General features: G+C 61.2%; 19 protein-coding genes. 10 read left to right on the top strand and 9 right to left on the bottom strand.

Translation table 11 applies throughout. From position 1 onward, the window contains the following. Nucleotides 1-125: 125 nt before the first annotated feature. Nucleotides 126-596, bottom strand: coding sequence for a DUF1289 domain-containing protein (locus KVQ82_RS12925; protein WP_007965774.1), 471 nt, complete (start codon nt 594-596; stop codon nt 126-128). A 467-nt stretch (nt 597-1,063) separates the two neighbouring features. On the opposite strand from KVQ82_RS12925, the gene acnB reads away from it, so the two are divergent. After that, nucleotides 1,064-3,673, top strand: coding sequence for a bifunctional aconitate hydratase 2/2-methylisocitrate dehydratase (acnB, locus tag KVQ82_RS12920; RefSeq protein WP_041067375.1), 2,610 nt, complete (start codon nt 1,064-1,066; stop codon nt 3,671-3,673). A 159-nt stretch (nt 3,674-3,832) separates the two neighbouring features. Here the strand turns inward: acnB and KVQ82_RS12915 are convergent, their stop codons facing one another. From KVQ82_RS12915 to KVQ82_RS12905, 3 genes are all read right to left on the bottom strand, one after another. Next, complete coding sequence (locus tag KVQ82_RS12915; RefSeq protein ID WP_108182978.1) at nt 3,833-5,485, bottom strand: SulP family inorganic anion transporter; 1,653 nt, start codon at nt 5,483-5,485, stop codon at nt 3,833-3,835. Nucleotides 5,486-5,636: 151 nt separating this feature from the next. Then, nucleotides 5,637-6,917, bottom strand: coding sequence for an HAAAP family serine/threonine permease (locus tag KVQ82_RS12910; RefSeq protein ID WP_041067380.1), 1,281 nt, complete (start codon nt 6,915-6,917; stop codon nt 5,637-5,639). Nucleotides 6,918-7,170: 253 nt separating this feature from the next. Further along, nucleotides 7,171-7,341, bottom strand: coding sequence for a hypothetical protein (locus KVQ82_RS12905; RefSeq protein ID WP_174377316.1), 171 nt, complete (start codon nt 7,339-7,341; stop codon nt 7,171-7,173). Between the two features lie 473 nt (nt 7,342-7,814). Between KVQ82_RS12905 and KVQ82_RS12900 the strand changes: the two genes are divergently transcribed. Both KVQ82_RS12900 and KVQ82_RS12895 read left to right on the top strand, forming a co-directional pair. Next, nucleotides 7,815-8,198, top strand: coding sequence for a tautomerase family protein (locus KVQ82_RS12900; RefSeq protein WP_222019070.1), 384 nt, complete (start codon nt 7,815-7,817; stop codon nt 8,196-8,198). 195 nt (nt 8,199-8,393) lie between these two features. Continuing rightward, nucleotides 8,394-9,362: a 2-hydroxyacid dehydrogenase gene (locus KVQ82_RS12895; protein ID WP_041067386.1), complete on the top strand. Its 969-nt coding sequence runs from the start codon at nt 8,394-8,396 to the stop codon at nt 9,360-9,362. On the opposite strand, the gene tssA is transcribed toward KVQ82_RS12895, so the two are convergent. The 5 genes from tssA to KVQ82_RS12870 are packed head-to-tail and all read right to left on the bottom strand — an operon-like array spanning nt 9,359 to nt 16,860. Beyond that, nucleotides 9,359-10,441 carry a type VI secretion system protein TssA gene (tssA, locus tag KVQ82_RS12890; protein WP_222019069.1) on the bottom strand — a complete coding sequence of 361 codons (1,083 nt, stop codon included), beginning with the start codon at nt 10,439-10,441 and terminating at the stop codon, nt 9,359-9,361. The two genes, KVQ82_RS12895 and tssA, sit on opposite strands and share 4 nt — an antisense overlap. Then, nucleotides 10,438-14,262 carry a type VI secretion protein IcmF/TssM N-terminal domain-containing protein gene (locus KVQ82_RS12885; RefSeq protein WP_222019068.1) on the bottom strand — a complete coding sequence of 1,275 codons (3,825 nt, stop codon included), beginning with the start codon at nt 14,260-14,262 and terminating at the stop codon, nt 10,438-10,440. The genes tssA and KVQ82_RS12885 overlap by 4 nt, the downstream gene beginning before the upstream one ends. Then, the gene (locus KVQ82_RS12880; protein WP_222019067.1) at nt 14,259-15,035 is read right to left on the bottom strand and encodes a DotU/TssL family secretion system protein; all 777 of its coding nucleotides are present in this window, start codon (nt 15,033-15,035) and stop codon (nt 14,259-14,261) included. Before KVQ82_RS12880 ends, KVQ82_RS12885 begins: the two co-directional genes overlap by 4 nt. Before the next feature lie 18 nt (nt 15,036-15,053). Then, entirely contained in the window at nt 15,054-16,385 is a 1,332-nt protein-coding gene (tssK, locus tag KVQ82_RS12875; protein WP_222019066.1) for a type VI secretion system baseplate subunit TssK, read from the bottom strand. A gap of 46 nt (nt 16,386-16,431) precedes the next feature. Then, complete coding sequence (locus tag KVQ82_RS12870) at nt 16,432-16,860, bottom strand: hypothetical protein (protein WP_041067397.1); 429 nt, start codon at nt 16,858-16,860, stop codon at nt 16,432-16,434. A gap of 244 nt (nt 16,861-17,104) precedes the next feature. On the opposite strand from KVQ82_RS12870, the gene tssB reads away from it, so the two are divergent. The 7 genes from tssB to tssH all read left to right on the top strand — a co-directional run bounded on the left by tssB (nt 17,105) and on the right by tssH (nt 25,496). Continuing rightward, a complete protein-coding gene (gene tssB / locus KVQ82_RS12865) occupies nt 17,105-17,647 on the top strand; it encodes a type VI secretion system contractile sheath small subunit (protein WP_086792716.1) in 543 nt (180 codons plus the stop codon). Between the two features lie 29 nt (nt 17,648-17,676). Then, nucleotides 17,677-19,161, top strand: coding sequence for a type VI secretion system contractile sheath large subunit (gene tssC, locus KVQ82_RS12860; protein WP_041067403.1), 1,485 nt, complete (start codon nt 17,677-17,679; stop codon nt 19,159-19,161). Nucleotides 19,162-19,231: 70 nt separating this feature from the next. After that, nucleotides 19,232-19,729 carry an Hcp family type VI secretion system effector gene (locus tag KVQ82_RS12855; protein ID WP_041067406.1) on the top strand — a complete coding sequence of 166 codons (498 nt, stop codon included), beginning with the start codon at nt 19,232-19,234 and terminating at the stop codon, nt 19,727-19,729. Between the two features lie 15 nt (nt 19,730-19,744). Next, nucleotides 19,745-20,188 (top strand): type VI secretion system baseplate subunit TssE, encoded by a 444-nt coding sequence (gene tssE / locus KVQ82_RS12850; RefSeq protein ID WP_086792714.1) that lies wholly within the window; start codon nt 19,745-19,747, stop codon nt 20,186-20,188. Continuing rightward, on the top strand, nt 20,172-21,965 hold the full coding sequence (gene tssF / locus KVQ82_RS12845; protein ID WP_222019065.1) for a type VI secretion system baseplate subunit TssF: 1,794 nt from the start codon (nt 20,172-20,174) through the stop codon (nt 21,963-21,965). The genes tssE and tssF overlap by 17 nt, the downstream gene beginning before the upstream one ends. Then, nucleotides 21,929-22,954, top strand: a complete 1,026-nt coding sequence (gene tssG, locus KVQ82_RS12840) for a type VI secretion system baseplate subunit TssG (RefSeq protein WP_041067415.1) — start codon at nt 21,929-21,931, stop codon at nt 22,952-22,954. Before tssF ends, tssG begins: the two co-directional genes overlap by 37 nt. Before the next feature lies 1 nt (nt 22,955). After that, nucleotides 22,956-25,496 (top strand): type VI secretion system ATPase TssH, encoded by a 2,541-nt coding sequence (gene tssH / locus KVQ82_RS12835; RefSeq protein WP_222019064.1) that lies wholly within the window; start codon nt 22,956-22,958, stop codon nt 25,494-25,496. The last annotated feature ends 3 nt before the right edge of the window (nt 25,497-25,499 follow it).

Below are 25,499 nucleotides of genomic sequence, written 5' to 3'. Positions count from 1 at the left end.
CAGCGATAGCGGTGGGTCAGTCAACATTGATATTGGATGCACCGCCCTCATCGCTGGCAAGCCAGCTCCCACAATATTTGCATTCCGCTCCGATCATTGTGGGAGCGAGCCTGCTCGCGAAGCTTCTAGGCGCCGAAGGCGTCTTTCAGAAAGCCGGGGGCGATATAGCGCTGATAATGCGCTTCCGACAACAGGAAGAATTCCCGATCAATGGCATCGCGCAGTTCCGGCAGGTTCCAGTCGCGGAACTCCGGCAGCAACACCATCCCATAGGCTTCCAGATTAATGATCACCCGCGCCCCGCGCGCAATCAGCTGATAGGCCCAGCAATATTCCGACTGATGCGGCACGAAGCGGATCTTGCGCTGCTCCAGCTGTTGGCGCAGGCGCGCCGGATCGAAGATCTCGACCTTGCTCGCCATCACTTGTGACAGCAATTGCTCCAGACGCAACCACACCGCACGCTTTTCCTCCTCGCCGTAACCATTCCAGTGGATCACTTCGTGGTGGAAACGCTTGCAGCCACGGCACACCAGATCTCCGTAAACAGTGGAGCAGAGGCCGACGCAGGGGGTCTTGATGGTCTGATTGGGCATAAATTGGCAAAACACTGAAACGCGGAACAGGCCGGCATGTTAGCCCTTTGTCAGGCATTGATCACCCCTCAAACGTCAGGGGCAAGCGCTGGCTCGCGGTTTGCCTCGCCCGCGCACAACGCCACCAAAGTCCAATAGAGCGCGACTTACCTTTAAATTTTTTTTGCCGTAGAATCAGCCAGCCTTTTAAGGCGCCAATGTCCGTTAGAAGCTGTTTTCAAAGCGTCACGAGCACAGTCGTTCCTTCAGAGCGGTGTTGGCGAAGGGTTTTTCCAGCGGGGAAAAGCCCAACGCCAACCCTCATCAGCTCCCCGTTCTGCAGGCGTAAAACTTTGAAAGCAGCTTCTGTAAGGAATTGCCGGTAATTCTGGCCAAACGACTCACAACGTCGTGCGGTGCATGAGTACGGCAATTTCGGGATGAGCGTCCCGGACACCCATTTGGGACCACTGATGAGGGTAATAACTGTGCTTGAAGCCTACCGCAAACATATCGAAGAGCGTGCAGCCCTGGGTATCGTTCCCCAGCCGCTTAACGCCGAACAAACTGCAGGCCTGGTCGAGCTGCTGAAGAATCCTCCGGCTGGCGAAGAAGCTTTCCTCGTTGACCTGATCACCAATCGCGTACCACCAGGAGTGGACGAAGCCGCTTACGTCAAAGCCGGTTTCCTGTCGGCCCTGGCCAAAGGCGAAGTCACCTCCCCTCTGCTGGACAAGAAGCGCGCTGTAGAACTGCTCGGCACCATGCAGGGCGGCTACAACATCGTGACCCTCGTTGAACTGCTGGACAACGCCGAGCTGGCGCCAGTGGCTGCCGAAGAACTCAAGCACACCCTGCTGATGTTCGATGCCTTCCACGACGTGGCTGAAAAAGCCAAGAACGGCAACGTTCACGCCAAAGCCGTGCTGCAATCCTGGGCTGACGGCGAGTGGTTCAAGAAGCGCCCTGTCCTGGCCGACAAGATCAGCCTGCGCGTGTTCAAGGTCACCGGCGAAACCAACACCGACGACCTGTCCCCGGCACCAGACGCCTGGTCGCGTCCTGACATCCCGCTGCACGCCCTGGCCATGCTGAAAATGGCCCGTGACGGCATCGTTCCGGACGAGCAAGGCAAGACCGGCCCGATGAAGCAGATCGAAGAAATGCGCGGTCAAGGCTTCCCGATCGCCTACGTCGGTGACGTGGTCGGTACCGGTTCCTCGCGTAAATCGGCGACCAACTCGGTGCTGTGGTTCTTCGGCGATGACATCCCTTACGTGCCGAACAAGCGCGCTGGCGGTTTCTGCTTCGGCAGCAAAATCGCTCCGATCTTCTACAACACCATGGAAGATGCCGGCGCACTGCCGATCGAGTTCGACGTGTCGAACATGAACATGGGCGACGTGATCGACCTGTACCCGCACGCCGGCAAAGTCTGCAAGCACGGTACCGACGAAGTCATCACCACCTTCGAAATGAAGACCCCTGTGCTGCTGGACGAAGTCCGTGCCGGCGGTCGTATCCCGCTGATCATCGGCCGTGGCCTGACCGAGAAGGCGCGTGCCGAACTGGGTCTGCCTGCGTTCGACCTGTTCAAGAAGCCGGAAGCACCGGCTGAAAGCACCAAGGGCTTCACCCTGGCGCAGAAAATGGTCGGCAAGGCGTGCGGTCTGGCAGAAGGCAAAGGCGTTCGTCCTGGCACCTACTGCGAACCGAAAATGACCACCGTAGGTTCTCAGGACACCACCGGTCCAATGACCCGTGACGAACTGAAAGACCTGGCGTGCCTGGGCTTCTCCGCTGATCTGGTGATGCAGTCCTTCTGCCACACCGCGGCGTATCCGAAGCCGATCGACGTGACCACCCACCACACCCTGCCTGACTTCATCATGACCCGCGGCGGCGTTTCCCTGCGTCCGGGCGACGGCATCATCCACTCGTGGCTGAACCGCATGCTGCTGCCGGACACCGTCGGTACCGGTGGTGACTCGCACACCCGTTTCCCGATGGGCATCTCGTTCCCGGCCGGTTCCGGTCTGGTCGCGTTCGCCGCTGCCACCGGCGTCATGCCGCTGGACATGCCGGAATCGATCCTGGTGCGCTTCAAAGGCAAAATGAAACCTGGCATCACCCTGCGTGACCTGGTTCATGCCATTCCTTACTTCGCCATCCAGAACGGTCTTCTGACCGTCGAGAAGAAAGGCAAGAAAAACGCCTTCTCCGGCCGCATCCTGGAAATCGAAGGCCTGGAAGGTCTGACCCTGGAACAGGCATTCGAACTGTCCGACGCCTCGGCCGAACGTTCGGCTGCCGGTTGCACCATCAAGCTGTCGAAAGAGTCGATCACCGAGTACCTGCAGTCCAACATCACCCTGCTGCGCTGGATGATCGGCGAAGGCTACGGCGATGCACGTACCCTGGAACGTCGTGCGCAAGCGATGGAAGCCTGGATCGCCAACCCGCAACTGATGGAAGCCGATGCCGACGCCGAATACGCCGAAATCATCGAAATCGATCTGGCCGAGATCAACGAGCCGGTACTGTGCGCGCCGAACGATCCGGACGACGCCCGTCTGCTGTCCAGCGTCGCTGGCGAGAAGATCGACGAAGTGTTCATCGGTTCGTGCATGACCAACATCGGTCACTTCCGCGCTGCCGGTAAACTGCTGGATCAGGTCAAGGGTCAGCTGCCAACCCGTCTGTGGCTGTCGCCGCCGACCAAAATGGACGCTCACCAACTGACCGAAGAAGGCTACTACGGCATCTACGGCAAGGCCGGCGCGCGCATGGAAATGCCAGGCTGCTCGCTGTGCATGGGTAACCAGGCACGCGTTGAGCCGAACAGCACCGTGGTCTCGACGTCGACCCGTAACTTCCCGAACCGTCTGGGCGACGGCGCGAACGTCTACCTGGCTTCGGCCGAACTGGCGTCCGTGGCTTCGATCCTGGGTCGCCTGCCGACCGTCGAGGAGTACATGGAATACGCTGGCAAGATCGACAGCATGGCGGCCGATGTTTACCGCTACCTGTCCTTCGACCAGATCGCCGAGTTCCGTGAAGCGGCTGCGAACGCCAAGATTCCGGTCGTTCAAGCCTGACGTTACAAAGCAATAGAAAACGCCGCCCATCGTGAGATGCGCGGCGTTTTTTTATGCGTGCTCTGTTCCACATCATTCCTTGTAGGAGCTGCCGAAGGCTGCGATCTTTGCTCTTGATTTTAAAAAGCAAGATCAAAAGATCGCAGCCTCCGGCAGCTCCTACAGGGAGGCGTCAGGCTTCAAGGCCTGCTGCACCGCACCATCGACGCTCAGCCCGCTGAGTATCACCCCGTTGGCCGTTACCTCCGGCAACGCCTCCAACGCGACCAGCGCTTCCTGTTTGAGCCGCGCCAGAATCAGCCGCTTGCCCTCCTGATGCACCCGCAGGAAAAACTCCTGCATCGCCTCGATACTGGTGCCGTCCAGGTCCGGGGTTTCCTCCAGACTGAGGATCACCGTGTGCAGCGGCACTTGCGAATGACGAATCAAATGCAGCGCCGCACCGAGAATCCGCTCCACATTGGCAAAGAACAATGCCTCACTGGGCCGCACAATCAGCACTCCCGGCTCAACCGTCGCCGTTGGATGTCGCTGCAAATCGACAAAATCGTGCCCGCCGTCGATTCGCCCGAGCACCTGAATGTCCGCCGCCGACATCTGTTTGAGCATCAGCAACACGCTGATCGCCACCGACACCAGCAAGCCGTCGAGAATGCCCAGCACCAGCACCGCCCCCACCGCGCACATCACCAGCAGCCGATCCCGGCGCCAGACGAAGTAGCGCCCCAGCGGCTGCAGACTCAAGCCACGCGCCAGCGCATGAATCACGATGGCCGCCAGAATCGGCTCCGGCGTCAGGGCGATCCACGGCAATACCGTCAGCACGATCACCAGCACCACCAGCGCCGCCACGCCACCGGCCCAGCGTGACGTCGCCCCGGCTGCCTCGTTCGCCGACGTCGCCGAATACCCGGCCCCCGCCGGCATGCCATGGAACAATCCGGACAACAGATTCGAGGCCCCCAGCGCCAGCAGATCACGGTTGGAGGTCACACGATCACCGTGTTTGAGGGCGAACGCACTGATCGAGCCGTACGACTCTGCATACAGAATCATCACCAGCGCGAACCCCACCTCCCCCAGCCGCAGCCAGTCGGCAAACGGCAGCACCGGCAGGTTCGGTACTTCCAGGCTCAGGTCGATCAAGCCGATCAACTTCACACCGTGGGCCGGCAGGTTCAACCATTGCCCGGCGACGATACCGATCACCACCACCAGCAAACCGCCGGGCACCCGTGGAAAACGGGAGAACAGGCTCAACAACAGCAGAGCCACCGCAGCGACAGCAGCCGCCGGCCAGTTCCATTGCGGCAATTGTTCGAGCAATTGCGGGGCGAAGCGCACCAGATTGGCGTCGGTCAGGTGCACGCCGACCACGCTGGCGACCTGTTTGAGGATGATCGTCAGCGCCAGGCCGAAGGCGAAACCGCGCAATACCGGTTTGGCGATAAACGAAGTCACGCTGCCGAAGCGAAAGATCCCCGCCAGCAAGAACAGCCCACCGGTGACCAGTACCAAGCCGACCGCCAGCGTCGCGCGTAACTGCGGGTCGCCATTGGCCATGGTCGCGGTGGTCGCCGCCAGCACCGCCGCTGACGAAGACGTGGCCGAGACAATGGCAAAGCGGCTGGTGCCAAACAGCCCGTAGCAGAGCAATCCGGCAAACAGGGCAATCACGCCGGCCTGCGGCGCCAGCGCGGCGATGGTCGAATAAGCGACCGCTTCGGGCAAGAGCAGCCCGGCAATCGACAGGCCGGCGAGGATGTCACGCCAGCGATTGGTGGGTTCTACCGGTTGGGCCGTACTCGACAATCCACTGTCTCCAGACGAAAAAAAGCCGCTGTGCATGAGAGATGCGCAGCGGCCTACTGTAGCTGAAAAGCGAAAGATCGCAGCCTTCGGCAGCTCCTACAGGTATACACAAACCCTGTAGGAGCTGCCGCAGGCTGCGATCTCTTGATCTTCAAGCAGTCAGCGAATAAATCAACGCCGAAATCGCCACCAGACCTACGGCGGTGACAAACACGTTCGACGCCTGCCCGCGATAGCGCGCCATCGCCGGTACTTTGCGGATCGCGTACATCGGCATCAGGAACAGAATCGCAGCGATCACCGGGCCACCGATGGTCTCGATCATCCCGAGAATGCTCGGGTTCAGGGTTGCGACGATCCAGCACACCACCAGCATGAACGCCGCCACGATGCGATCCAGCGCCTTGGCGCCCGGACGCTTGCCGCTCTTGACGATCAGGCCTTTGAGGCCTTCGCTGGCGCCGATGTAGTGACCGAGAAACGACTTGGAGATCGCCACAAACGCAATCAACGGCGCCGCGAACGCGATGGTCGGGTTGCTGAAGTGGTTGGCCAGGTACGACAGGATCGACAGGTTCTGCGCCTTGGCTTCGGCCAGTTGTTCCGGCGACAGGGTCAGCACGCAGCTGAAGACGAAGAACAGCACCATCACCACCATCAACAGGTGGGCACGGCAGAGGATCTGCGAGCTGCGCTGGTCAGCGTTGACACCGTAGCGACGCTTCTGATCCACCGCAAACGCCGAGATGATCGGCGAGTGGTTGAACGAAAACACCATCACCGGAATCGCCAGCCACAGTGTGTGCAGCAACGCCGACGGTGCCGGCACTTGCGAGGCGGTGGTGAGAATGCCGCCGTTCCAGTGCGGAATCAGGTACACCGCGAGGAACAGCAGCGCAACGATGAACGGATACACCATCAGGCTCATCGCCTTGACGATGGCCTGCTCGCCGCAACGCACAACGGCGAGCAGGCCGAGGATCAACACGAACGACAGCAGCGCGCGCGGTGGCGGCGTGATGTGCAGTTGGTGTTCAAGGAAACTGGCGACCGTGTTGGTCAGGCCGACGCTGTAGATCAGCAGGATCGGGAAGATGGCGAAGAAGTACAGCAGGGTAATCAGCGCACCGGCCTTGATGCCGAAATGCTGCTCGACCACGTCAGTGATGTCGGCGCCTTCGCGACCGGAGAGGACGAAGCGGGTCAGGCCTCGGTGGGCAAAGAACGTCATCGGGAAGGCCAGCAGCGCGAGGATCACCAGCGGCCAGAAGCCACCCAGACCGGCGTTGATCGGCAAAAACAGGGTACCGGCGCCAATGGCCGTCCCGAACAGTCCCAACATCCACGTGGTGTCATGGCGATTCCAGCTCGACAGTTCAGCTGGTGCTGCCGCTTCATAGCGTTCGTCGACGCTATTGGCCTGATCATTCATCCGGTCGGATCTCCGCATTCCGGTCACTTGCCACTCGGTCGGGACGCGTCGGAAAAAACCGACAGACATGCTCCGGCCGAAACAGGGGCGCGATTCTCCGTGATAAATGAGCATAAGCAAAGACTTAGCTGAGGAATGGTTGTACGGAGCAGATCAGCGGGTTGTCGTTTTCGGGAAAATAGCTGTCGGCTTCAGATACGTGAAATGTCGTTTTTCGACAAGCTCCAGCGCCAAATCCACTGGCAAGGCCTGATCAGATTGATCGAGCCAGGAGAAATCCGAGTGACATGCAAAACAGGCCGAACGCCAGCATTCCCCAGATTGGGTACATATCGCCCTTGTTTTTGATGCGCATTCTTTCAACGTCCTCATCGTATTCTCGATCTGCCCGTTCAATCATGGCCTGACGGTCAAATGTACTCATGGTGATTTCCTTCTTAGAGAGTGGGGTTGAATGGTACAAACGCGAACACTTAAAACTTGAGTGAAAGTCCTACTACGGCCGCTGTTGCGGTCAACACCCCAGTGACTACCGCAAACGGATAAAAATACGTATCCCACCTCAACTTCTTTTCTTCCGCGATAAGCTTTTTTCTCTCGGCCGCCAGTTTCCGTATTTCACTCATTATCCTTTCGAGTTCCAGGTGTTCTCGATTGTTTTGAAGCATTTGCCTTCCTTGGCTGTTGGTAGTCACTACCCGAGCTGCTTTGTGCCTCATGATTGCTTGTTCATCACCATTCCGGTAGCAGACGCATCTGCCAAATTCGTAGGCAAAATCCGCGAAAAACGTAGGTAGCCTCGTACAAAAACAGCGGCGAGCTCATCACCCCACACTTTCAATCTGGCCGACATGTTCTAGCGTGAGAGGAGTCCCTTGCCCCACGGAGTCTTTGCCCATGCCCCTCGTCCGCGTCGAAATCAAAAAGCACTCTGATCCCACCTTCGCCAAACGCATCGGCGAGCGGATCTACGCCGCCATGCGCAGCACCATCAACGTACCGGAGCACGACAACTTCCAGATCCTCAACGAGCACGACGGCGAGCATTTCATCTTCGACCCGCAGTACCTGGGCATCCAGCGCAGCGATGAGTTGGTGATCATCCAGATCACCCTCAATGAAGGCCGGACGCTGGAGCAGAAAAAAGCCCTGTACCAGACCATCGCGCACAGCCTGAACAGTCAACTGGGCATTCGCCTGGAAGACGTGTTCATCAATCTGGTGGAAGTCAAAAAGGAGAACTGGTCGTTCGGCAACGGCATCGCCCAATACGCCAGTTGACTGGACTCGTTGGCGCCTTCGTGCAGCCGATCAACGATACCGGGGCGAGCTTCTGACGAAGCGCCCGCGCGCTCCCCGTTTCAGCTCCTACACTGGCTGAAGCGGGGCTGCGGCCATCATTGCCAAAGCGCTCTGGAATCAGCACTCTGACACGATATTCGCGACCGAACCGCCATTGATCACAGGAGCCGCGCAATGCCCGCCACCGTTCTGGTACTGGTTGAAACCATCAATGACTATCTGCCGATTCTCGAGCATCAGGGCTTTCATCTGATCCTCGCGCCAACCCCTGCCGAACGCGCGCAAGCGATCGCCACCCACGGGGCACGGATCGACGCTGTACTGACTCGTGGCCCGCTGGGCCTGACCGCCGAGGAAATCGCCGCCCTGCCGGCGCTGAAGATCATCACCGTGATCGGTGCCGGTTACGAACACGTCGACCTGCAGGCCGCCAGCGATCGCGGGATTACCGTGACCAACGGCGCCGGGGTCAACGCCTCGTCGGTGGCCGACCATGCCCTGGCCATGCTGCTGGCACTGGTGCGTGACATTCCGCGCTGCGACGCGGCGGTGCGCCGGGGTGAATGGCCGAAGATCATGCGCCCGTCGCTGGCCAATAAACGCCTGGGTATTCTCGGCCTGGGGGCGGTGGGCATGGCGATTGCCAAGCGTGCTCACCTTGGTTTCGACATGCAGATCAGTTACCACAACCGGCAGCTGCGCAGTGATGTGCCCTATGCGTTCTGCTCCACGCCGACCGAACTGGCACGGGCCTCGGATTTTCTGATCGTCGCCACGCCGGGCGGGATTGGCACCCAGCATCTGGTGACGCGCCCGGTACTTGATGCTCTGGGCCCGACCGGTTTCATCGTCAATATCGCCCGGGCCAGCGTGATCGCCACGGCCGAGTTGATCAGCGCACTCGAGCAACGACGGATTGCCGGGGCTGCGCTGGACGTGTTCGATCACGAACCGCAGGTGCCCGATGCGCTGAAAACCCTGAACAATGTGATTCTCACGCCGCATGTCGCCGGTCTGTCGCCAGAAGCCACACAAGGTACGGTGGAACTGGTGGGGAAAAACCTGATGGCATTCTTTTCGGGGCAACCGGTGCTGACGCCGGTTGAGCTACCGCCGAAACTGGGCAATCAACGCGTGCACTAAAGCACGCCGAGCAAGGTCCACAAACGCCGCGACTCGGCGTCGGCGCTGATCAATTCGCCGAGCAATTCACTCAACGGCTTGTTGCCCCACTCTACCCCGCGCCGAATCAGGTAAGGCACCGGGCTGTGGGGCTCGGTGCGGGCCAGGTATTCGGCAATCAGCAGCAATTGGCGGTAAGCCTCTTCACGACTGGCCGGCTCACGGAAAATCTGTGCGACCGACGCTGCTTCGCCCGTCTGAACCTCGGTGACAGGCGCCTCAACTACCGCAGGCGGTGGTGCCGGTTGTTGCGGGTGCATGGCAATGAACTCCTGAACCAGTGTCAGCAACGCTTGAATGGTTTCCTGCAAGGGGCGAAATCCCGGCCCCTGATCGCCCAGATACGCCTCGCTCCAGGCGTCCAGTCGCTGCAGATGCTGCAGGCTCAGCAGTAAGTTACCCTGCATGCGCAGCCAGAACGCCATGGGCGTGACGCGTATTTGATCGTCGAGTTTCTTCTGTTCGTTGCGCGCGACGTCAGACGAGGCCTTGGCGTTTTTGCTGTCATTGGCCTTGACTTGCTGCACCTGCAAGCGGCGCCAGACGTCGAGGGTGTAAACCTCGAAATCACTGTTGTGCGTGCCGAACAGCGGCACTCGCGTCAGCAGAACATCGCTGTAGCGCCGCACCAGCCATTCCAGCGGAATGACCCGCCACGACTGATCACCGTCCTCGGCCTGCGGATGCAGGTGCTCGGGATAGCGTTCGCACAGGCCGGCGATCAGCGCCAGGCTGCCGGGCAAACCATCCAGTGCCTGCAGATGCAGCCACGCCTCGCCCAGCCACGCGGCGAGCATCAGGTCCTTGCTGCGCTCCAGCAGCAAGACCGTGGTCAACGCTTCGAGCTCCGGCCAATTCGCCCGCTTGACTGCCGACTGCCAGACCCCGGTCGGCAGGCTGGTGTCGTCCTCGCGGCGCAAATCGCGCAACTGATCGTACTCACGTTCGTAACGCAAATCCGTCCCACAGGGCTGCTCGGCAGTGATGGGCGCCAGCAACTGATCGATCAGGTCCGGCAGAGTCGTCGATGGCAGGCTCACAAACCCTCCTCGTTGCGGGCATCCAGCGCGGCGGTGGCGCCGGTCTGTTGATACGGCGAGCGCGGTGCGCGGGTCGGCAGCGGCGAGATCGCCAGCGGCAATTTCGAGCCCTGACTCATCAGCGACAAGCGCACGAACATCCGTGTGAACTCACTGGTGACACTGTCGGTCGCCGCCGTCACCGGCAGACGCAACGTCAGTGGAAAGTCGGTGTAATCAAGATTCGGCTGCCGCTGCACCGAGAAATGCGCACGCATCAGCCGCAACAACGACCACGGCCCGCCGTACTCCCAGCCCGCCTCCAGGTCGCGCACCACCAGGTTCGGTTGCAACGGATCGTTGACCGGACGCTCTTTGCCGTTACGTGCCCAGCGCAGGGTCAGGCGGATCGGCTGGCCGACCATCCAGCGCAGGTTCGGCTGTTCGGCACCGGGGTAGTTGACCTGTTGATTGCCCGCCAACAGGCCCCAGGCGATCACCTGATCGGCCCCCTTCTCCTCCTCGCGATCAGTGCGCCAGCGCACATCAATTTCAACCCCGAGAATGCCGCTCTTGTCGCGCACGAACAGCGGCGTCAGCCACACACTGGCCTGCTTCAGGCGCTTGAGAAAGTCTTCGGCCGCCAGGCGCTCCGGAGTCTGGCTCAGGATCAGTCCGGCCTGCGCCACCGGCAGGCGCTTGTCGATGATTTCGAGAAAGTGCTGAACCCGCGCCGGGTCGGCATCTTGCGCCTGCACACCGTTGGCAAACGGAAAGCGATCGGCCAGGTATTGATTGAAATAGGTAGCCAGCTCATTCCACGCCGCAGCCGCTTGCTGCTGTTGCAGGAATTGGCAGCGCTGCATCGCCGACTGCTGCAATTCCACCGCGCGCATCGCCAGGGTGCCACGCCCGCCCGTCAGGTTGGCTGTTTGCAGGACCTGCAGGCAGGAAGCAGTGTCCATCTCGACGAAATCACGACTGACCAGTTGCTCGATCTGCGCCGGAGAACTCGCCGGGTTGGCGTCCTTGTACTTGAGCAATTCATCGTTGAGTGCGCTGAACTGCGTCACTCGCTCGTAATCCAGCGCCGACAGGTTGCCCTGCTGGGTCATCAGCCATTGCAGGGCTGGCGCGCGACGTTCGGTGATACCGAGCATGGTGTTGAACTGCTGTTTGAGGCTCAGCTTCAAGTCCTGTACATCGCTGGCGCCGTACAGTTGCAGACCAAGGTTTTTCGAACCATCCCACTGACTGATTTCAGTGCGCCCGCCAAACAGCGGTTGCGCGGTGATTTCGTCCAGGCCACTGACGATCTGCGCCAGCGCGCGTCGGTTCAACGCGCTTTGCAGACGCGCAGCCAGATCGCTGCGGTGCACCTCGACAAAAGCCTTCTGCAGGGCCATGGCCTGTTCGGCCTGAACATTGAAGACCGCGTACGGATGTGTCTGATCGTTATGATCCTTGAGACTCAGCCACATTGCCTGTGCAGCGGCCGTTTCGGCAGCCTGCAGCAGCGCATCGCGATACACCGGCGGGATGCGCGGCAGCTCTTCGGCGACATAACTTTTATAGCTGGCGAAGTAGCTCAGTGAGGTATTGAGGTCGTCGCCGTCAACGGTCTGGCCCTGCATGTTGACGTTATCTTGCGTGGCACGCATTGCGATCGAAACAAAATCGCGCCGGAACAGCGCCTGCACCGCGTTGTTGAGTTTCACCACCTGATCCTGCAACGCCAGTTGCCCGCTGCCTTGCTGCACCAGCAGGTTGCCGCGTGAACCGACCTGGGCAATCCACTGATCGCGAAAGCTCTGCTGCAACTTGCTCGCCTGGGCGTCCAGTTGTTGTTCGACCGCTGGCCCGAGCAAGCTGCTCTTGCGTACCTTGTCGAGAAAGTCGCGATAACCCGGTACCAGTTCCTGCCCCTTGCCGCGACTCCAGGTCGAGTTGGTCAGAGCGATCGCCGCTTGCAGGTCATCGATCAGGGCGCGCAGGTCTTCCAGCTCGCTCAGGCTATTGCCGCTGCCGGCCTCCAGTTGTTCCAGATGCAGCTTGAGGTAGCCGGCCTTGCTGACGAAGTTGTCGGCGAGAAAATACTGGTCGAGCCAGCGCTCCATCAGCCCGTTGAAATTGCTGACAATCAGCGGCCGTTCCACGCTCAGGTCCAGCGCCTGCAAGTCACCGCCATCCCCCGCCGCGAGCAAGCGGTTGTAATAAGCGGCATGGGGCAACGTGGCGGGGTTGAGGTTGAGTGACAGCGCACTGTTGCTCAGTTGCACCAGATCATCCAGTGGTACCCGCTGGTTATTCTGCACTTCACCGAACAACTGGTTCTGCTGCTCCAGACGCAACGCGCGATCCACCAGATCCGTGGCCTTCTGATAGTTCTGCCATTGCGCGGGGTCCTCGCTCTCGACGCTGGCACGCCGCTCAGTGCTGCGAATCGCCTTGATCTTCGCCAGCTCCGCGACCAGCAGATCGTGCAGCGGCACCAGCATATGGCGCTGGATAGAGCGGAACAGCTCCTGCTCCAGTTGCAGGTCGAAAGAGGAAAACCACGCGCTCGGAAACACCAGCGACGCATAGTGCCAGTGCGGGGCTTTTTCCAGCACGCGCCAGAAGCTCTGCACGTTACGCCGGGTCGGCTCGATGCGATGCGCTTCGTCGGTGACCGCGACATAACTCTTCTGCGCGCCCTGCATCAGCCGCGCCAATTCGTGAGCATCGCGCACCGAATCGCGCCAGATCCAGACCATCGCCACCGCCCATACCACCCCGACCACCAACGCGACGCCGGCAGTGATTCGCTGCCAGCGCTGACGCAAGCGCAACAGGCGCGGCACGCCCTGGGCCAGCCCCCGCTCGCCAACCACTCGCTGACGCCACAACTGACGCACGAACGCACTGCGTTGCAGGCCGCTGTCGTCAGCGCAAAAGCCATCAAGCGCATCGTCAGCTGGCTGATTGGCACTGAAGTAAAGACCGCGAAAACACGCGGCCTCGCCCTGCGCATTACCTTGAAATACCGGCTCCAGTACGTTTTGCAAACCACGGCGCAATGTTTCGATACGTTCCGGCAACGCGTACAGGTCCGCGCTCAGGTGCCCGGACAGCGTGCCGATCTCAATCACCGCTTCGGCCAGTGCTCGGTGCAATCGATCCATGGCCTGATCGCTCCACTGGCCCTGCCACACTGCATCGCGTGGGTAAGGCGATGACCAGCCCAAAGTGCGATCACGGGCCTCGTCGGGCAGTGCACTGATCAGCTCCTGAAATCCCGGCAGCTCTTCAAGCCCGGTGATGATCACGTACACCGGCACACTCAAGCCGAAACGCTGCAGCAGATCGATAAAGCGGCGGCGTGCCGCCAGCCCGAGCTGGGTGGCCTGCTCCAGGTTGCCCAGGCGACTGGCTGGCACCGTCCAGACAATCCCGTCCAGCGGACGTTTGCTGCGCAGGCGCAAGATCAGCCCGAGCAGACGCCACCAGCCTCCGCGCTGCAAGTGCATGCCGTCTTCGGGCAGGAACAAGGCCTGCGGCACCACCAGCACCGCGCCTTCGGGGTCCGACCACCAGCGGCCGAACCACGCTGGCTTGTCGGTGGGTTGCAGGTGCCATTCGTTGACCAATTGCGTGCCCTGGCGTTCGTCGCCGAGCATCAACAGCCACGGTATCTGGTAGCGGTCGTGAGTGCCCTGCTCTTGCTCCATGTGCCGCACCGACGTATAGAAACTGCGGATCGCCGCGCCGCTCTGGGTCCGCAGCCACCACACCAAAATCGCGATGATCAGCAGCAATAACAACAGCGCCACCACCCACGCGACAATCGTCAAAGTGCTCATGAGTCTTGCTCCGGAGCCACCACTGAAGCGCTGATTTGCAGCACCGGTTCCAGTTCCGCGCGGATGTCGCGCCACAGAAAATGGCCGATGCCAGTCAGCAGCAGAACCATTGCGATAATTCCCAGTGCCAGGCGAAATCCGTCCGGCAACGCCGTGCGTACCGGCAGTTGCAACGGCGGGACCTGCGAGGGTTGCACCAGGCGCTGACTGACACCGGCGTAGTCGGCTTCGTCTTGCCAGGCAAAGCGGAACAGCGCCAGCCGCCACTTTTCCAGTTGTGCCTGACTGTGTTCGCCGCGCAGTCGTCCGTGAAAGCCAAGGATCAGGCATTGCAGGTAGACATTGGCCAGATCGCGGCTGGTCGGTTGCTGTTCATCGAGCAGCGTTTGAATCGCCGCCGGCAGTTGCTCGCCAGCCTGACGCGTGGAATACAGACGCGACTCCAACGGTTTGCTCTGCCACGCCGATTGTCCCGGCCACGGGCTGAATAACAGGGTCTCATCAACCAGCGCAACGAAGGCATAGACCAGCGCCTTGACCTGCTCAGTGGCCGAATCGCCCACCCGCGAATACGCTGTGCGCCACAAGCGTTGCGAAGCCTGGGTCGAAAGTTCGACCACGCTGTCGACCAGTTCGGTCTCGTCCTCGTTGTCCTTGGGCAACTGGTTCCAGTCCAGCGACCATTGCTGCCACGTTTGCCGGAACGCGCTGACGAGCGGCGCGTCCTGCAAACTCAGAGTTCTCGTTGCGGCCCCGGCAGTCCCTTCCGACATGCTGCGTTCCTTGTGTGATCAGGCACTTTCACTCGTCTGTGCAACAAACAGCACCACCTGCCACGGACTGCTGGTCAGCTTCGCTGCGGGCGCGGCGATCACCAGCGGTAGTTGTGCGTCGAACCACGCGCCTTCGGCAGTGATCACGAACAGTCGCGTGTCTTCGCCGACGCTGTAGGCCACTTGTTCATTGCGACTCATGGCCTGGTGGCTCAACCCGCTCATGCGCTGGCGGCTGAGCAAGGCAACGTGTGGCGAGGAGGCGATGATTGCACCACGCAGCCACTCGCTGGCCGCCTGCTCGCTGGCGCCGTTGGGCATGCGCAGGCCGATGACCAGCCGCTGGCTCGGTTGCTCATCGGGCAACTGGATGGAAAAACTCTGCTCGCCGCGTTCGAACGGCAGGCTGTGATAACCGGCGCGGATCAATTCGAGAGTCGTTTCCAGCCATTGCAGTACCGTATCGTAACCGCGCTGCAACTCCAGAAAGTCCAGCGGCGCGAACGAAGGCACCCCGGCCAGCGGGTCGAGTGCCGACCATGCGCCAGCCAGACCGAGCAGTTGCACATACAGGCTTTGCGGGTGAGCGATGCGACTGTTGAGTGCGCCTTCGACTTCCGGCATTCGCGCCCATAACGCGGTCAATTGCCGGCGGATTTCCAGCGCATCATCCTGATTTCCGGCCTGTTGCGCCTGACGCAAGCGACCGCCGAGAAACAGGCACTTTTCCCGCGCCCGCGCGCACAATCCGGCAACCCGCCGGCCCAGCGGCGAATCGGGCAACAATAATGGAGTGGGAGGCGTGTAAGCCAACGCCAGGAAGCCGCCGCCCTCCTTGCGGATTTTCAACAACGGCAGGCAGACCGAATCGGCCTTGTTCAGTTGTGTACACAGGCGGGGATTGGGCCGCCACACGGTGATCGATTCCGGAAACTCGCCACTGGTCAGATCCGGCAGCGCGTCGCCGACTACCGATTGCAAACGCCCCTTGAGCGGCAGCAGTTGCCCGGCGCGCCACAACGGACTGATCGCCAGGTACACGGTAACGCTGGCGTCGTCGGTTTCGTTGATGGCCGGGCCGACATCCAGCTCCAGGGTCGGGCCGATACCGGCTTGCAGATCCACCGGCAAACCGTCAGGCATGGTGCCCTGCAACGCCAGCACGCGGACCACTCCCGCGCTCAAGGCCGAGGGATCGAATTCCATGCGATTGACGCCCCAGAACCATGGGTTGCACGCCTGCGCCAGATGCGCCCCGAGGGCTTCGGCGCGCAGGCCTTGCAACTGAAAATGCTGCGGCAGCAATTGCATGCCTTCGTGCCAGCAAACCGCGTCAGGTAGCAGACTCATACGACTCCCTTCGGCCATGCCGCAACCCGGCGGCGGGCGGTGTGTTTCAGTTTTCCTTGCTGACCAGGCTCATCTCGCGACTGTCGAACCTGAGCCAGGCCTCGCTCTGATCGTCGAGCCGCAAGCGGTGCGCTCCGGGTGTGTTATAGCTGGCGAAGACCAAAAGTCCAGCGGCCTTCTTGCCCCCCAGCGGGAAGGGTTGACGGTCGATGAATTGACCCGGCACCAGCTCCAGTCCCCACACACTCATCAGTTGACGATAGTCGCGCTGGTATTGCTCGCGCTCGGCAAACCACTGGCTGGCGTTGATGCCCGACAGTTGCTTGAGCAGATCCGGATCGGCGACGGCGACGAAATCCACGGCAATCGGCGTGTCGTCATTGGCCTTGGGTGCGACATCGAGGGTCAGGCTGTCCAGGTCGACTTTGGGGCCGAAAAGAGAGCAGCCGGCGACCAGCGCAAACCAAACCACCATCAAAAAACGTCTGCACAAAATGAATTTTCCTTTTCCCGTGGCAGTCCAAAATCGTTTTTGCTTGCTTTTTTATAGACCTGTTCTAGCGTCTTGGATAGTTCGGTTCCAGCAGCCGAATGAGGAAGGTTTGTCAAAGGAACGACAGGTCATCTGCCACCCTTTCTAACCTACGGTCCAGTAAGGGAAAGCGATGAACGGGCCTCCCCGATGCATTGCGCCCGCCTTCGCATCGGAGTCAGCCACCATGGCAGAAAGTACTCAACACAAGCTCGACCGGGTCCGTCCGCCCCGAGTGCAAATCACCTACGACGTCGAAATCGGCAACGCCATCGAAAAAAAGGAATTGCCACTGGTGGTCGGGATCCTGGCTGATCTCTCCGGCAAGCCGCTTGAACCATTGGCAAAATTGACTGAACGGCGTTTTACCGAAATCGACCGCGACAACTTCAACGAAGTGCTCGCCTCCATCGGCCCTCGCGCCACCCTGCAAGTCAATAACACCCTCAGCGGCGACGACAGCAAGCTCAACATCGAGCTGAACTTCAAACACATCGACGACTTCGATCCGGTCAAGGTGGTGGAACAAATCACGCCACTGCGACGTTTGTTCGAAGCCCGCCAGCGCCTGCGCGATCTGTTGACCAAGCTCGACGGCAACGATGATCTGGACAAGCTGTTGCGCGACGTCATCGCCAACACCGAAGGTCTGCAAGAGATCAAATCGGCCCGCCCAGACACCGCTACCCCGGCCGCTGACGCCGAGGCCCCGGCCGAACCGCAAGCCTGATCGTCCACTTAATCGAGGGAGCATCCGTCATGCCCGCCGCCGCCCAGAATCAAGCCAGCGACAATGCTGCAGCCGAAACCTTATCCCTGCTCGACCGGATCATCGCCGAGGGCCGTATGGCCCACGATGACAGTCAGCAGGATTACGCCCGCGACATGCTCGCGGAGTTCGCCACCCAAGTGCTTGACGAAGGCATGGCCATCGACAAGGACACCGTGGCGATGATCAACGACCGCATCAGCAAGATCGACGAACTGATCAGCGCCCAGCTCAACGAAGTCCTGCACCACCCTGACCTGCAAAAGCTCGAAGCCTCATGGCGCGGTCTGCACATGCTGGTACAGAACACCGAAACCAGCACCCGATTGAAATTGCGTCTGCTGAACGTCACGCAGAAAGAACTGCAGAACGACCTGGAAAAAGCCGTCGAATTCGACCAGAGCGCGCTGTTCAAGAAAATCTACGAAGAAGAGTACGGCACCTTCGGTGGCCATCCGTTCAGCCTGCTGGTCGGCGACTACACCTTCGGCCGGCATCCGCAGGACGTGGGCCTGCTGGAGAAACTGTCGAACGTCGCGGCCGCCGCTCACGCCCCCTTCATTGCCGCTGCCAGCCCACGGCTGTTTGACATGAACAGCTTCACCGAACTGGCGGTGCCGCGTGATCTGTCGAAAGTCTTCGAGAGCCAGGAACTGATCAAGTGGCGCTCGTTCCGTGAGAGCGAAGACTCGCGTTACGTGTCGCTGGTACTGCCGCACTTCCTTCTGCGTCTGCCTTACGGCCCCGACACCGCGCCGGTGGAAGGCATCAACTACGTCGAGGACGTCAATGGCACCGACCACAGCAAATACCTGTGGGGCAACGCCGCGTGGGCGCTGTCGCAACGCATCACCGAGGCGTTCGCCAAGTACGGCTGGTGCGCGGCGATCCGTGGTGCAGAAGGCGGCGGCGCAGTCGAGGGCCTGCCGGCGCACACCTTCCGCACCAGTTCCGGCGACTTGTCACTGAAGTGCCCGACCGAAGTGGCAATCACCGACCGCCGCGAAAAAGAGCTCAACGATCTCGGCTTCATTGCGCTGTGCCACAAGAAGAACAGCGACGTCGCCGTATTCTTCGGCGGCCAGACCACCAACAAGTCCAAGGTCTACAACACCAACGAGGCCAACGCCAATGCACGCATCTCGGCGATGTTGCCTTACGTGCTCGCAGCCTCGCGTTTCGCCCATTACCTGAAGGTGATCATGCGCGACAAGGTCGGCAGTTTCATGACCCGCGACAACGTGCAGACCTACCTCAACAACTGGATCGCCGACTACGTGCTGATCAACGACAACGCGCCGCAGGAAATCAAGGCGCAATACCCGTTGCGCGAAGCGCGGGTGGACGTGACCGAGGTGGCCGGCAAACCGGGCGCCTATCGGGCGACCGTGTTCCTGCGCCCGCACTTCCAGCTTGAGGAACTGACGGCATCGATCCGCCTGGTGGCGACGTTGCCACCACCGGTTGCGGCCTGACCTTTACCCCCGCCGCAGCGGCGGGGGTTGTTCTTTTATCTAGCGCGACACCTTTCAGGAGTTTCAAGCGATGGATGCAATCATTCTCGACCTCGGCGGCGACATCAAAGGCGACAGCCTGCTTGAGGGCTACAAGGACAAGATCGAAGTCATGTCCTACAGCCACAACGTGGCGATGCAAGTGACCAATGACGTCAGCAACTCGGAACGGACGTCCGGCCGGCCGCACATCGGTGAGTTTACCCTGACCAAATTCATCGACAGCTCGACGCCAACGCTCAACGAATATTGCTGTGCAGGCAAACCCATTCCCGAAGCCAAAATCACCATCGGTCGTAACGCCGCTGAAGGCAGCGGGCAACTGATGCCGTTCATCATCTACACGCTGAACAACGTGGTGCTGTCCAACGTCAGCGTCAGCGGTGGTACCGGCGGCAAACCGGTGGAAACCCTGTCGCTGAACTTCACCAAGATCAAATGGGAACTCACTGCGCAGAAAGACGACGGCACCAAGGAAGGCACCGCTGGCACGGTGTGGGACCTGGCGGCCAACAAGGCTGGCAAGTAAGCGGACGCCCTGGCCATGGCAGGCACCGGCATTCGCGCACCGTTGTTCGAACGCCTCGCCTCCAGCGAGGCCGACGGTGCGCGGGAGTTTGATAAGCAGGACTTGCTCGACTCGGTGCAGGCCGAGCTCGGGCGCCTGTTCAACACGCGGCGAGGACCGCGCACCCTCACTCAACCGCCCAGCGTCATCGATTACGGCATCGCCGACTGGAGCGCCCTGCAACAACAGCGCAGCGATGACCGTCGCCGGCTGACGCGCGATGTCCGCGAAGCCATCAGCCACTTCGAGCCGCGCCTGAAACTGGACGAGGTGCAGGTCAAGCCCGTGCCCGACCATCCGCAACGGTTGAGCATTCGATTGACCGGCGAGCTGCGCAGCGGCCAGCAACACTGGCCGGTGGCGTTTGTCATCGAGCCCGGCGGCGAAGGGCTGGAGGTGCGCCATGAGCGACTCGATTGATCCGCAACTGCTCGACTACTACCAGCGCGAACTGACCTGGCTGCGCCACGCTGGCAGCCAGTTTGCCGAGCGTTACCCGAAGGTCGCGCGACGACTGGAACTGTCGCCCGGCGAGTGTCCCGACCCACACGTCGAACGTTTGCTCGAAGGTTTTGCCCTGCTGGCTGCACGACTGCAGCGCCGACTCGACGACGACTACGCCGAGTTCAGCGACGCTTTGCTCGAGCAGCTCTATCCGTTGGCCGTCAGGCCATTGCCATCCTGCGCCATTGTCCAGTTCGAGCCCGACCCGAGCAAAGGCAACCTCGACGACGGCTATCCCCTGCCCCGCGACACGCCATTGTTTGTCACCACCGGCAAAGGCGAGAGCATCCACTTTCGCACCTCGGCCGCCGTGCGCCTATGGCCCATCGACGTCAGCGAAGCGTTATTGCTCGGCAGCGATGAAGCCCAGGCGCTGACCGGTGTGGCGCAATCACGCTCGGCGTTGCGCCTGAGCCTGCGTTGCCTCGGTGAAAGCCAATGGTCGGCGCTTGGCATTGAGCATCTACGCATCCATCTGGCCGCGTCACCGGTGATCAACGCCTGCCTGTATGACCTGCTCGGTGCCCATGCGGTACAGGTGCTGGCCGGCACGCCCGGGAGCATTCCGACACACGTGAAGGGTTTACCGAAGATCGTCGGTTTCAGCGATGACGAAGTCCTGCTGCCGGACGAGGACGGCGTACACCCCGGCATGCGCCTGCTGGCGGAATATTTTGCTTTCCCTGACAAGTTTCATTTCTTCGATCTGCCGTTGACCGGCGTCAGCAGCGACAGCCAGACGTTGTACCTGTACATCGTTTTCGACCGTGCTCCAGCCAGCCGCCTGCATTTACAAGCCAGTGACATCGCATTGGGTTGCGCGCCAGCAATCAACCTGTTCCCGCGTACCTCCGAGCCACTGCGCCCGGACGGCACCCGCAGCGAGTACCGTTTGATTGCCGACAGCCACCGCGAGAACAGCGTCGAAATCCACAGCATCCGCAGCATGCGCGCCAGTTGCCCCAGCGGTGTGCAACAGCTGCCGGCGTATTACGGCAGTCAGCACAGTGGCGGCGATCAACAGCGTTACTGGCATGCACGGCGGGTCAGCGGCAAGACGCCGAACCGGCTCGGCAGCGACCTGCTGGTGAGTGTGGTCGACACCCGTTTCGACCCGTTGAGCGAGCTGCCGGATTACAGCCTCACCGCCGAGCTGCTGTGCACCAATCGGCATTTGGCGCAGAGCCTGCCCGCCGGCACACCGCTGGGTTTCGAACGTCCCGGGCCGATTGCCTGGGCGCGACTGCGCAACCCGCCGAGCCCGCAAAGTCTGCCGCGACTGGACGGCGATTCGCGCTGGCGACTGGTGTCGCAACTGACCCTCAATCATTTGTCGCTGGTCGAAGGCCCGCAAGCACTCGACGCACTGAAAGAGATTCTGCACTTGCACAACCTGCGCGACGAAGCCAGTGCACTGCGGCAGATCGAGGGGCTGCTGAACCTGCGTAGCGAGCGCGTGATCGGCCATGTCGGCGCCGACGCCTGGCGCGGTTGGCGCAATGGCCTGGAGGTGCAATTGCAACTCGATGCGCAACACTTTGTCGGCAGCAGCGCGGTGTTGTTTTCTGCCGTACTGGCGCAGTTCTTTTCGGTGTACGCCACAGCCAATCGCTTTGTGCGCACGGTATTGATGCAAGGTGACAAGGAGATCAAGGCATGGCAACCCCAAGCCGGCATGCCCCTGTCGCTCTGACCCTGAGCCAACGACTGCGCCGCGATCCACAGGCGTTTGAGTGGCTGCAGGCCCTGCTGCTGCTCGAGCGTGAACAACCGCAAGCCGAATCGTTGGGCAGCGGCACTTCGCCCCAGGCCGAAGCGCTGAAATTGCGCGGACCTTTGACACCGCTGTTCCCCACCAGCCAGATCGAAAACCTGCACGAAGAACCGGGCCAGCCATTAACCCTCGGCACACCGATGTTCGGTCTCGGCGGCCCCGACGGCCCGTTGCCCTACGCCTATCAGGAATGGTTGCAACAACGGGCCCGAGCCAAGGATCACGCGCCGGCCGAGTTCCTTGATCTGTTCCAGCATCGCCTGCTCAGCCTGCTTTACAAGGTGATGCGCAAACACCGGGTGGCATTGGGCTTTGTCACACCCGGGGCGTCGCCGGTGCAGGCGCAATTGCGGGCCCTCACCGGGCTGTTGCCCAAGGCTTTGCAGGAGCGTCAAGCAGTTCCTGATTGCGCAGTGCTGGCCTGTACGGCGCTGTTCGCCGACGGCCGGCGCTCGCTGGCGGGGTTCGCAGCGACAGTTCGGGAACAGTTCGGCGTACCGGTGGCACTCAGTGCCTGCCAAGGCGCCTGGCGCGAAATCCCGCCGGCCAGTCGCAGTGTCATCAAATCCGGGGGGCGAAATTTGCAACTCGGGCGCACCGCAGTGGCCGGAAGCCGGGTGTGGGATGAACACGCCGGCATACGTCTGACCCTCGGCCCACTGCCCTCGACGCAGGCGATCCGTTTTTTGCCGGACGGCGAAGCGCACCCGGCATTGGCCAGCCTCGCGGCGTTGTACTTCGGTCCCGATCTCGACGTGACGCTGGTGCTGCTGGTACGCGGTGCCGGGCCGATGAAACTCGGGCGCCAGGCACCGGTTTTGCTCAGCTGGAACGGTGGCTTGCAGCGTCAGGCCAGCCTGGCCGTGCAGCGTATCGAAACCCGTCTTCGTCAGTTGGAGATCACCTGACATGGAACTCGCCAGTCTGATCGGACGGCTCAACCCGGACAACCGCCGCGCCCTCGAGCGCGCCGCCCAGCGCTGTCTGCAGCGCGGGCATCACTTTGTCGAGATCGAACACCTGCTGCTGGAACTGCTCGATATCGAAGCGGGGGACTTTGCCTTGCTCCTGCCACGTTTCGGCCTGGAACGTGATGCGCTGACGGCAGAAATCAACAAGGCGCTGGATCTCTTCAAGGGTGGCAGCACGCGCACGCCGGCGCTGTCCTCGCACACGCTTGGCTTGCTGGAGGATGCCGTCGTTCAAGCCAGTGTACTGGGGATCGACAGCATTCGTTCCGGCTTGCTGTTACTGGCACTGATCGACCGCGACGAGCGCCGCAGTTTGCTGCTCAACAGTGCTTCGTCATTGTTGCGGATTCCCAGGGAAGCGCTGCGCGCCAACCTGCTGGAGTGGACGGAAAACTCCCGCGAGCATGTCGGCCCGCGTTCAGCGTCAGCTGGAAATTCCGCGCCCCGGCAGGACTCAGTACTGGACCAATACACTCAGGACCTGACTGCCGATGCCCACGCCGGACGTATCGATCCGATCGTGGGGCGCGATGGCGAAATCCGCCAGTGCATCGACATTCTTCTTCGGCGTCGGCAGAACAACCCGATTCTGGTCGGCGCGCCCGGCGTCGGTAAAACGGCGGTGGTCGAAGGCCTGGCCCTGCGCATCGCCGCCGGTGATGTACCGCCGTCGTTGCAGGAAGTCAGCCTGCGCGTGCTTGACCTCGGCTTGCTCCAGGCCGGAGCCGGGGTCAAAGGCGAATTCGAACAGCGGCTCAAAGGCGTGATTGATGCTGTGCGCAGTGCCGACAAACCGATCATCCTGTTCATCGACGAAGCCCACACGCTGATCGGCGCTGGCGGGGCCGAGGGCGGCAGCGATGCGGCCAACCTGCTCAAACCGGCATTGGCCCGGGGTGAGTTGCGCACCCTCGCCGCGACTACGTGGATGGAGTACAAAAAATATTTCGAGAAAGACCCGGCCCTCGCCCGCCGCTTTCAGTTGGTGCAGGTTGAAGAGCCCGACGAAATCACCGCCGTGGAAATGCTCCGGGGCGTGGCCGCCAAACTGGAACAGCATCACGGTGTGCAAGTGCTGGATGCCGCGATCCATGAAGCGGTGAAACTCTCGCACCGCTACATCTCCGGCCGCCAGCTACCGGACAAGGCCATCAGCGTCCTCGACACCGCGTGCGCCCGGGTCGCCCTCGGCCAGCACGACGTGCCGCCACCGCTGGAGAGCCTGCGCCATCGGCAAAACAGCCTCAAAGATGAAGTCGAACGCCTGCGCCGAGAGCAGGCCACCGGGCTGGATCATCGCGAACGCATCACCCTGCTGGAGGCTGAATCGAAGACCAATGTGCAAGCGATCCGCGAACTGGAAACACGTTGGAGTGAAGAGCGCGTGGCCGTGCGTGAACTACTCGAAACACGCCGCGAATTGCTGGCGTTGAGCGAAAGCGCCGATAGCGACAAACCCGACGAAGCCACCGACAGCCGCATCGATCATCTGGCCGCCGAACTGCTGCGCCTGGAAGCGGGACTGGATGCGATTCGCCAGGACGACCCGCTGGTGCCGGAACAGGTCGACGCGAAAACCGTCGCTGCCGTCATAGCCGGCTGGACCGGCATTCCCGTCGGCAAGATGCTCGCCGACGAAGCCCATGCCGTGCGCACCCTCGGCACCCGCATGGGTCAGCGCGTCATGGGCCAGAGCACCGCGCTCAACACCATCGCCCAGCGTTTGCAGGCTTATCGCGCGGGGCTCACCGATCCGCAAAAACCGGTCGGCGTGTTCCTGCTGGTCGGCCCCACGGGCGTAGGCAAGACCGAAACCGCCTATGCACTGGCCGATGCGCTGTACGGCGGCGAACGCAACCTGATCAGCATCAACCTTTCCGAGTATCAGGAAGCCCATACCGTCAGCCAACTCAAGGGCGCGCCACCCGGCTACGTCGGTTATGGCAGCGGCGGCGTGCTGACCGAAGCCGTGCGGCGCAAACCGTACTCTGTGGTGTTGCTGGATGAAATCGAGAAGGCGCATCCGGATGTGCTGGAAGCGTTTTACAACGTCTTCGACAAGGGCTTGATGGAGGACGGCACCGGGTTGGTGGTGGACTTCAAGAACACCGTGATGCTCGCCACCAGCAACGTCGGCGCTGAACTGTTGCTCGACACTCCCGTGTCACACATCGGCTCCGAGCCCTTCAATGAGGCGCTGCACAAAGTTCTTTTGCAAGCCTTCCGCCCGGCGTTTCTGGCGCGCATGACGGTGGTTGCGTATCGACCGCTGGATGAGCAGACGCTGGAAGGGATTGTGTTGGCGAAGCTGGAGAAATTGCGTGGCCGCTACAAAGCGGCGACCGGCAAGCAGTTCGAGTTTGATACGGGAATTGTGAAAGCGGTGCTCGCCAAATGCAGCGCGGCGGGTGCGCGGGATGTCGAGAATGTGTTGATGACACAAGTGACAGGAAAACTGGCGGAGTGGGTGTTGGAGTGATCA

Source organism: Pseudomonas sp. AO-1 (genome assembly GCF_019775695.1).
GTDB lineage: Bacteria > Pseudomonadota > Gammaproteobacteria > Pseudomonadales > Pseudomonadaceae > Aquipseudomonas > Aquipseudomonas parakoreensis.
Note: the sequence above shows the minus strand (reverse complement) of the source record. Positions and strands in the feature narration are given on the sequence as shown.